We start from the raw sequence: 10,384 nt of genomic DNA on the forward strand, positions 1-10,384 counted from the left end.
TCCAGGCCATTGGCGTTCCAGGTATGTTCGACCAGCCGACGTTCATCGCCCTCAAGGGTGGCGAGTTGCGCCAGCACCTGTTCACTGCCGGCCATGAAGCGCGCAAGCAACTGGTTAAGATGACGGGCAATGCCCGCCATCGTCCCGGCCGCAAACTGACTGCGGTCATAGTGGTAGTGCAACCCCAGCGTCTGCCCGGCATTGACGGAAAGTGTCAGCGGATAATTGCTCTGCTCATGGGCCACAACGGCACCAAAGGACAGCCCATCGTCCGCGCTTTGAGCCAGCGCCTCGGAGATCGGGTAGTTTTCGAACACCAACAGCGTGTCGAACAATGACTCGGAACCGTGTTCGGCCCAGCGCTGAATCTCGAACAGCGGCGTATGCTCATGCTCGCGCAGCGCCAGGTTTTGCCCCTGAACGGTCTGTAACCAGTGGCTGACCGTCTCCCCGGCAAGCGGGCTGGCGATCACCGGCAGGGTGTTGATGAACAGGCCGATCTGCTGCTCGACGCCTTTGAGGTCGGCCGGACGCCCAGCCACGGTGGCGCCAAAGCACACCGTCGACTGCCCGGTATAACGCTGCAAAAGCAGGAGCCAGGCGGCTTGCAGCAAGGTATTGAGGGTGACTTTCTGCTGGCGGGCAAACTCGTTCAGCAGGCGCGTCTGGCGCGAGTCCAGCACCTCGAAATGACTGGCGTAGCCGGCATCTGCGGACAGCGGCGCGGCCACCGCCTGGGCCAGCCGTGTCGGCGCTTGCAGCGGTGCCAACTGTTGCGTCCAGAACGCTGCTCGCAGCGTCTGGTCCTGGGATTGCAGACAGCCAATGTAGTCGCGATAGCGCGCCGGCTGGTGCTCGGGCTCTTGCCCGCTGTAGCGTTGCAGCACCTCACCAAGCAGCCGGGAATTGCTCCAGCCATCCATCAGAATGTGGTGGGAGGTATAGATCAAATGGCACTGATCCGGCGCCGTGCGCACAACGGTCAGGCGCAGCAGAGGCGCCTGCACAAGGTCGAAACCACGCTGGCGGTCAGCGTCGGCCAGGGTATCGAGTGCGCCATCAAGTGCCGGGTGCTCCTGCCAGTCGAGCACAGTGAATGGCAACTCCAGGTGCTTGTGCACCACTTGCAGCGGTCGCTCCAGATCACCCTGCCACAGGAAGCCGGTACGCAGGATTTCATGGCTGTTCACGCACGCCTGCCAGGCCTGGCGGAAGCGCTCGGGATCCAGCCCGGTAACGTCCAGGCGCATTTGATTGATGTAGTCGCCGCCACCTTGCTCATACAGGGTGTGAAACAGCATGCCTTGCTGCATGGCCGATAGCGGGTAGATATCTTCGACAGCCGACAGGGCCAGCGGCAAGGCATCCAGTTGACGCTGGCCGAGCCCGGCCAGCGGAACATCCGAAGGCGTCAAGCCGCTGTTGCCGGGCGCTGTGCAATGAGCGATCACGCTCAGCAGCTCAAGACGGTACTCATCGGCCAGGCGCTGTACCGTCGAGGTGTCAAACATCTGCCCGCTGAAGGTCCAGCCCAGGCTCAGTTCGCCGCCATATACCTGGCCATTGAGGGTCAGCCAGTTACCGAGCGCCGCCTCCGGGCTTTGCTCCAGCCCGCGCGCCTCACCCGAGGGAGCGAACAAAGCCTGCTCGTCATCGAAACTGCCATCGAACTGCCCCAGGTAGTTGAACGTAATCCTCGGCGCCGGCAGCGCCTGCAAGCGGCTGCGGGATGGTTCATCGCCCAGGTAGCGCAATACACCGTAGCCAATCCCCTTGTCTGGAATCGCCCGCAGTTGTTCTTTCACCGCCTTGATCGAGTGCGCGATATCGCTTTCGACCGGCAACCTGACCGCAAACAGGCTGGTGAACCAGCCCACGGTACGTGTCAGGTCAACGTCATCGAACAGGTCTTCACGGCCGTGGCCTTCGAGCTGGATCAGCGCACTGTCCTGCCCGGTCCAGCGACCAATAACCCGTGCCAGTGCGCTGAGCAACAGGTCATTGACCTGGGTGCGATAGGCCGCCGGCGCCTCTTGCAGCAGTTGCCGCGTGGCCTGGGCATCAAGCTGGGTGTGCACCGTCATCGCGTGGCGATTGGAGAGCGAACCATGGGGATGGTCCACCGGCAGGGCCGTCGACGAACCGCTCAACAAGCCTTCCCAGTAATCGAGCTGGGCGCGCAACGTATCCGCAGTCGCCGCCTGCCCCAGGCGTTCTACCCAGGCCCTGAAGGAACTGGTCTTGGCCGGCAACACGCAACGCTGGCCGCTGGCGAGCTGCTGGTAGGCCTTTTGCAGGTCCTCGAACAAAATGCGCCAGGAAATCCCGTCCACCACCAAATGATGAATGACCACCAGCAAACGCTGGCTGCCATCGTTCAAGTTCGCCAGCACCGCCCGCAACAGCGGGCCGCGCTCCAGGTTCAGGCTGCCCTGGGCCTGGTCGCCCCATTGCTCCAGCGCCTCAAGGTCAATGTTCCGAGCCTCCCGGACCAGCGCCCCGGAGTACTCACCCGGCGCCTGATAGCGCGCCGACCAGCCTTGCGCCTGAGCAGTGAACGCCATCCGCAGCGCATCGTGATGAGTCACCAGATGCTTGAGCGCCTGCTCCAGCAGCGCCACGTCCAACGTGACCCTCGGCGTGAGCATGACGGACTGGTTCCAGCGCGCGCGATCAGGCACCGGCTGTTCAAAAAAGGCGATCTGTACCGGTGCCAGGGGAGCCTCACCGACGACTGCCGACTGGTCGATCACCACCCCGGCGGCCATTTGCGCAACCTGGGCCAGGCCCTGGACAGTCTGGTGCTGGAACAGCTCTTTAGGGGTGAAACGAATCCCGGCCTGGCGCGCACGGCTGACCACCTGGATCGAGATGATCGAATCACCGCCCAGCTCGAAGAAGTTGTCGGTGACACCGATGGACGGACGTTTCAACACGTCCTGCCAGATCACCGCGATACGTTGCTCAAGCTCGCTCTGCGGCGCCACATGGGCGTGTTCGGCCTGGCTGACATCCGGCAGTGGCAAGGCCTTGCGGTCCAGCTTGCCATTGACGGTGAGTGGCCATTGCTCAAGAAACAGCAAATGGGCCGGGACCATGTAATCCGGCAAGTTGGCCTTGAGCCCGGCACGGATCTGCTCGCGCAACGGCGCGGGTTGCAGGTCGCCTGCGGCCGCGATGATGTAGGCCACCAACACCTGGGCACCGGCGTCACCCTGCGCCAGTACCATGGCTTCACGCACACCGTCGAGGGCAAGCAAGCGGGCTTCGATTTCACCCAGTTCGATGCGCAACCCACGAATCTTCACTTGGTGGTCAATGCGTCCGATGTAGTCGATCACACCGTCCTGGCGATAACGCACCAGGTCGCCGGTACGATAAAGTCGTGCGCCGCTACGGGAAGCAAACGGGTCGGGAATAAATCGCTCGGCGGTCATTCCCGGGCGCAGGTGATAACCACGGGCCAGGGAATCCCCTCCGATATACAACTCACCGGCCGCACCCGGCGGGCACGGCTCAAACGCTTCGCTCAGGACATAAGTGCGTACGTTGTCGATCGGCTTGCCGATCGCCACGATCGGGCCGGCAGGGTCGACAGGCACTTCATGGCTGCTGGTATCGATGGTCGCTTCGGTCGGGCCGTACAGGTTGATCAAGCGCCCGCTCCAACGCTGCTGCAACTGTCGGCTCAGCTCGGTACTCAAGGCTTCGCCACCGCACAACACGACGTTCAGCGACGCCAGCTGGGCATCGCTCGCTTCAGGCAGCAAGGCTTGCAGCAGTGAAGGCGCCAACTGCAGGACCGTGATCCGCTGTGCCTCGACCTGCTCCCACAACAGTGACAGGCTCTCGGCCAACCCTGGCTGGGCCATCACCAACTGTGCACCCGTCATCAACGGTAGCCAGAACTCCCATACCGAAGCATCGAAGCTGAACGCGGTCTTTTGCAGGATCCGATCGCTGCTTTGCAGTGGCAATGTCTTGCACATCCAGGCCATGTGATTGGCCAACCCTCGGTGACGAACCGAGACACCCTTGGGCCGGCCGGTGGAACCGGAGGTGTAGATGACATAGGCAAGGTTGTCGGGTTGCACGGCAACCTGCGGGTTGGCTTGCAACGTTTCGTCAGTGTCGGACAGGACCAGCACCTGGACGCCCGGCGGGATGGGCAACTGATCACGTACTGCCGCCTGGGTCAGCAACCACTGCGCGCCACTGTCCTGAAGCATGTAAGCCAGGCGGTCGGCCGGGTACTGGGTATCCAGCGGTACATAAGCGCCACCGGCCTTGAGAATGGCCAGTAGGCCGACGACCATTTCCACGCTGCGCTCAACGGCGATACCCACCAGCGCGTCAGGCCCAACCCCCATGTTGATCAAGCGATGCGCCAAGTGGTTGGCGCGCTGGTTGAGTTGGCGATACGTCAGCTGTTGCTGCTCGCATACCAGCGCAACCGCGTCGGGCGTACGCTCGGCCTGGGCGGCGATCACCTGATGCGTCAGGCCGCCAAAAGGCTGTGAGGTGGCGTTCCAGTCCTGCACCATCTGCTCGCGCTCGGCGACATCAAGCAACGGCAACTCGCCGACACGGGCGTGGGGCTGCTCGACGATTCCTTGCAGCAGAGTCTGCCAATGCCGCGCCAGACGTTCTATCGTCAGCGCATCAAACAGGTCAGTGGCATAGGTCAGGGCCGCTGCTATGCCGTCATCGGACTCGTAGGTTTCCAGGGTCAAGTCGAACTGCGCAGTGCGGTTCTCCCAGGCCACGCCTTCGATGGACAGGCCCGGCAGCTGCAGTGCGAGCGCGCCAGTGCCGGCGGCTGCCATGCGCTGGTGGTTGAACATCACCTGGAACAGCGGTGCATGGCTGAGGCTGCGTTGCGGGTGTAACGCCTCGACCAACTGCTCGAATGGCAGGTCCTGATGGTCCTGCGCCCCCAGGGCAGCCTGGCGGACCTGGTCCAGCAGAACACTGAACGGCTGCTCGCCCACTACCTCGGCGCGAAGTACCTGCGTGTTAACGAAAAAGCCCACCAGGTGTTCGGTTTCCACCCGGTTGCGGTTAGCGGTCGGAACCCCGACACGGATATCACGCTGCCCGCTGTAGCGATACAAAAACGCCTGGAAGGACGCCAGCAGCACCATGAACAGCGTGGCCTTTTCCTGCTGGGCCAATTGCCTGAGGCGCTGGCTCAGGGCATGCGGCAGTGCAATTTCAAAACGCGCGCCGCGATAACTCTGCTCGGCCGGCCGCGCACGGTCGGTCGGCAGCGCCAACACCGGCTGCTCGTCACCCAACTGCTCGCACCAATAGGCCAGTTGCCGTTCGCGCTCGCCGGCTTCCATCCAGTGACGCTGCCAGATGGCATAGTCGGCGTACTGGATCGGCAACGCCGGCAGCACCAGGGTTTCGCCGCGCTGGCAGGCGTCATACAGCTGCACCAGCTCATTGACCATCAGTTGGATCGAACCGCCGTCGGACACGATATGGTGCTGCACAAACGTCAGGATGTGATCCTGCCCATCGATCTGCAGCAGGCTGACCCGCAGCAGCGGCCCCTCATTCAGGTCGAACAGCTGCCCGGTCTGCGCTTCGACAAACCCGGTGATTGCCGCCTCGATATCGGCCTGTGGTGCCAGCACCGTCAAGGGAATGTCCAGGGGCGCTTCGGCGAGGATGTTCTGGCTTACCCCTTCGTCACGCTGCACAAAGCGGGTGCGCAGGCTTTCATGACGGGCGATCAGTTGATTGAAACACTGCTGCAACGCCAGCAGGTCCAGGTTCCCGCGCAAGCGCAGGACCATGGGCAGGTTGTACGCCGTGCTCTGGGGGTCCAACTGCCACAGGAACCACTGGCGTTCCTGGGCAAAGGACAGGGGAATCGCTTCAACGGCCGACTGGACTTCGGGAATAGGCAAGTTCGCCGGGGAAACACCTTCCTGAAGCATTTTCTCCAGGTACAGGCGACGCTTGTCGAGGGGCAAGGTAATGAAACGCCGAGCGATTCTCTGGGCGGCGTGGATGTCCATTAAACTTCCTCCATTTCGTCAAGCAGAAATTCCAGCTTGCTCAGTTTCGATTCATTGATTTGTTGCCCGCCGGCGTGTTCCAGATGGTGGGCAAAGTCTTCCAGGAGGGGGTGCTGGAACAGCAGTTGCGGGGTCAATTTCAAGCCCAGCTCAAGTTGAATACGCGACACGACATTTACCGCCAGCAGCGAATGCCCGCCCAGTTCGAAGAAGTTATCGGTAAGTCCTACCTGCTCCAGTTGCAGCACCTGCTGCCAGATGCCGGCGACTTGCCGTTGCAGATCGCTGTGCGGCGCAACGTAGGCCTGTTGCAACTGACTGGCATCCGGCACCGGCAGCGCCTTGCGGTCGAGTTTGCCGTTGGGGGTCAGTGGCAGGCTGTCGAGCATCACCAGAAACGCCGGGACCATGTAGGCCGGCAGGGTTTCCATCAGGCGGGCCTTGAGCTCATCGCGCAGCAGCACTTGCCGGTCGTGGCCGAGCGGTTCGCCTGGCACTACATACCCCACCAGTTGCAGGCCGACACCGCCCTCTCGGGCGATAACGGCGGCTTCGCGCACGGCCGGGTGCTCCTGCAGGCGTGCCTGGATTTCTCCCAGTTCGATGCGGAAGCCACGTATTTTCACCTGGTGATCCAGGCGGCCGACATACTCAATCACACCGTCGGCGCGATAACGCGCCAGGTCGCCGGTGCGATACAGCCGTTGCCCGGAGCTGGAAAACGGATGGGGAATAAAACGTTCGGCGGTCAGCCCGGCACGCTGATGGTAACCACGGGCCAGGCCTTCTCCGCCAATCAGCAGTTCACCCACCACACCCACTGGCACTGGCTGCAAATCGCTGCCCAGGATGTACAGGTGAGTGTTGTCGATGGGCCGGCCAAGCCAGGCCTGCGGCAACGCCTGGCTGAGTGGGTGTTGCGCCGACCAGATGGTGGTTTCAGTGGGGCCATAGAGATTCCACACCTGGTCCGACAGCGCCACCATGCGGTCCGCCAGATCCTGGGCAAGCGCCTCGCCACCGCAGAGCATCTTGCAGCCTTGCAGCGCGCGCGCCTCGGGATTATCAAGCAACATCCGCCAGGTAGACGGGGTGGCCTGCACCACTGAAATATGCTCGCGGCGTACCAGCTCCAAGACTTGGGCCGGGTCTTGGGCGGCACTCTTGCCCACCAGGACCACACGTGCCCCGAGCACCAGCGGCAGGTAAATTTCCAGCCCGAAAATATCAAACGAGAACGTCGTCAGCGACAGCACCCGATCACTGCCTGACATGCCTGGAGCCTTCGCCATACTGGCGAGGAAGTTGCTCAGTGCCGCATGTCCTACCATCACCCCTTTGGGCTTGCCCGTAGAACCAGAGGTGTAGATCACGTAGGCGAGACTGGCCGCCTTTACCGACACGTGCGGATTGCTCTGCGGGTAGGACGCCAGCCCTGAATGCCGAGGATCCAGATCCACCGTCGTCAGCCCCGCAGGAAGCACCAGCAAATCCTTCAAGCGGGCCTGGGTCAGCAACAGGCCGATGCCGCTGTCGGCAATCATGTATTCCAGGCGATCCACCGGGAAATCCGGATCCAGCGGCACATACGCAGCACCCGCCTTGAGCACCGCGAGCAGGCCCACGAGCATTTCAAGGCTGCGCTCCACGCATATCCCCACCAGTTGGTCCGGGCCTACGCCCAGCTCCAATAGCTTGTGCGCCAGTTGGTTCGCCTGTTCGTTGAGTTGACGATAGGTATAGGTCTGCTCGTTGAACACCGCAGCCACGGCGTCCGGCTGATGCAGGGCCTGTTGCTCAATCATGCTGTGCACCCGTAGCGCCGAAAAATCGGCGTCGGTGGCGTTCCACTGCTCAAGCACACGGCTGCGCTCACCGTCGTCCAGGCTGTCAAACGTCCCCAGCGGACGATCGGCATTCAGCGTCATTGCCTGCAACAGGTTATGCAGTTGCGCGGCCAGCGCCTGGATTTGCCCCGGGGCGAAGAAACGCTGGTCGAAACTGTACTGCAGCGACAATGCCTCGCCGAGGTTGACCATCAGGGTCAGCGGGTAGTTGGTCTGCTCATGGCTATCAATCCGTCCGAAGCGCAAACCGTCTGGCGAGCTTTGCTCCAGGGCCTTGGACACGGGGTAGTTTTCAAACACCAGCAGGCTGTCGAACAGTGCCTCACCACCCTGCCCCGCCCAGCGCTGGATCTCGAACAGTGGCGTGTACTCATGTTCACGCAAGGCCAGGTTCTGCGCCTGCAAGGCTTGCAACAGCTGTGCGATGGTTTGCTCCGGTCGCGGGCTGACCACCACCGGCAAGGTGTTGATAAACAACCCGACCTGCTGCTCGACACCGGCCAATTGCGCAGGACGCCCGGCGACGGTAGCGCCGAAGCACACACTCGACTGGCCGCTCTGGCGCTGCAACAGCAAGGCCCAGGCCGCTTGCACCAAGGTGTTGAGGGTGACTTTCTGGCGGCGTGCGAACTCACTCAACTGCATGGTGCGCTCAGCGTCAAAATACTGGTAGTGATCCGAATAGCCCGTGCTGCCAGGCACTTCGCCTTGGGCCTGTGCCTGCGCGAGGCGGGTCGGTTCTTGCAGGTCAGCCAGTTGCAAGGTCCAGAACCGCTGGTTGGCCTGGCGGTCCTGGCTGTCCAGCCAGGCGATGTAGTCGCGATAACGTCCACCACGGCCGGCTTCGAATTGCCCGCTGTAACGTTGCAATACCTCGCCCAGCAGCTGCGAGTTGCTCCAGCCGTCCATCAGGATGTGGTGATGGGTGTAGATAAAATGGTACTGGTCGACACCGGTACGGATCAGCACCAGGCGCAACAGCGGTGCCTGCGCCAGGTCGAAGCCCTGCTGCTGTTGATCGGCCGCCAAGGCATCCAGGGCCGTCGCCAGATCGGCGTGGCCGGACAGGTCATGACTGACAAAAGGCAGCTCGACCTGCTCCAGTACGACCTGCACCGGCTGCGCCAACTCGCCCTGCCAGACAAAGCAGGTGCGCAGGATATCGTGGTGATCCAGCACTGCTTGCCAGGCCTGGCGGAAGCGTTGCGGGTCCAGCCCCTCGACATCCAGGCGCATCTGGTTGACGTAGTTGCCCGACGCCTGCTCGTACAGCGTATGGAACAGCATGCCTTGCTGCATCGGCGCCAGCGGATAGATGTCGGCAATCGCCTGCGCGGGAATGGGCAGCGCATCCAGTTGCGCCTGGCTCAAGTTGGCCAGCGGGAAATCCGACGGGGTCACGGCCGCGGCACCCGACGTGCAGCAATGCTCCACAAGGCTTGCCAGTTCACAGGCATAGTCATCCGCCAGGCCCTGGATGGTCGCGGTGGCAAACATGGCCGGGCTGAACGTCCAGCTCAACCGCAGCTCGCCATCGAACACCTGGCCGTTGAGTGCCAGCCAGTTATCCAGCGGTGCCTGCGGGCTGTGCTCGGCGCCACGGGCTTCGCCCGACGGTACAAACAGCGCACCGTTGTCGTCCTCAAAATGACCGTCCAGTTGCCCCAGGTAGTTGAAGGTAATCCGCGGTGTCGGCAATGCCTTGAGCGCCGCTTGCGCCTGCGCGTCGCCCAAGTAACGCAGCACGCCAAAACCCAGGCCTTTATCGGGGATGGCGCGCAGTTGCTCCTTGATACCTTTGAGGGATTGAGCCGGGTCCGCAGCCGGCGTCAGCTTGACCGGGAACACACTGGTGAACCAACCGATGCTGCGGGTCAGGTCGATGTCGTCAAACAAGTCTTCGCGACCATGGCCTTCCAACTGGATCAAGGCATCGGCGTGGCCGGTCCAGCGGCAAACCACCCGCGCGAGCGCGGTCAGTAGCAGGTCGTTGACCTGGGTGCGATAGGCCTTGGGGGCGTTTTGCAGCAGTTGGCGGGTGTGCGTCGGGGTCAAGGCGCTGTGCACCGTGGCACCTTGATCATTGCGCAAGCCGGCTTCGGGATCGAGGCACGGCAAGGCGCTGTCGACGTCGGCCAGCAGCGTTTGCCAGTCATGCAACTCCTGTTGCAGGCGTTCGGTTCGGGCATAACCTTGCAGACGCTGCGCCCAGGCCTTGACCGACGAAGTCTTGGCCGGCAGTGCCACGACACGCCCCTGCTGCAGTTGCTCGTAGGCGGTTTGCAGGTCTTCGAACAGGATGCGCCACGACACGCCGTCCACCGCCAGGTGATGGATCACCAGCAGCAGCCGCTGACTGCCATCGGCCAGGGTCGCCAGCACCGCGCGCAGCAGTGGGCCATTGCCCAGGTCCAGGCTGCGCTGGGCTTCGTCGCCCAGTTGCTCCAGCGCCGAAGCGTCGACGATGCTGCGTTGCCACAGCAAAGGTTGCTCGCTGACCGGCTGGTA

General features: G+C 62.6%; 2 protein-coding genes. Both read right to left on the bottom strand.

Going from position 1 to position 10,384, the window contains the following annotated elements; all coding sequences use genetic code 11:
* The coding region (locus HX814_RS30460) for a non-ribosomal peptide synthetase (RefSeq protein WP_177015444.1) at positions 1 to 6,029 on the bottom strand (6,029 nt) is incomplete at its 3' end.
* On the bottom strand, positions 6,029 to 10,384 hold a 4,356-nt coding region (locus HX814_RS30465; RefSeq protein ID WP_177015445.1), incomplete at its 5' end, for a non-ribosomal peptide synthetase. The genes HX814_RS30460 and HX814_RS30465, both read right to left, overlap by 1 nt.

Origin of the sequence: Pseudomonas sp. C8002 (assembly GCF_013385765.1) — a bacterium.
Classification (GTDB): domain Bacteria; phylum Pseudomonadota; class Gammaproteobacteria; order Pseudomonadales; family Pseudomonadaceae; genus Aquipseudomonas.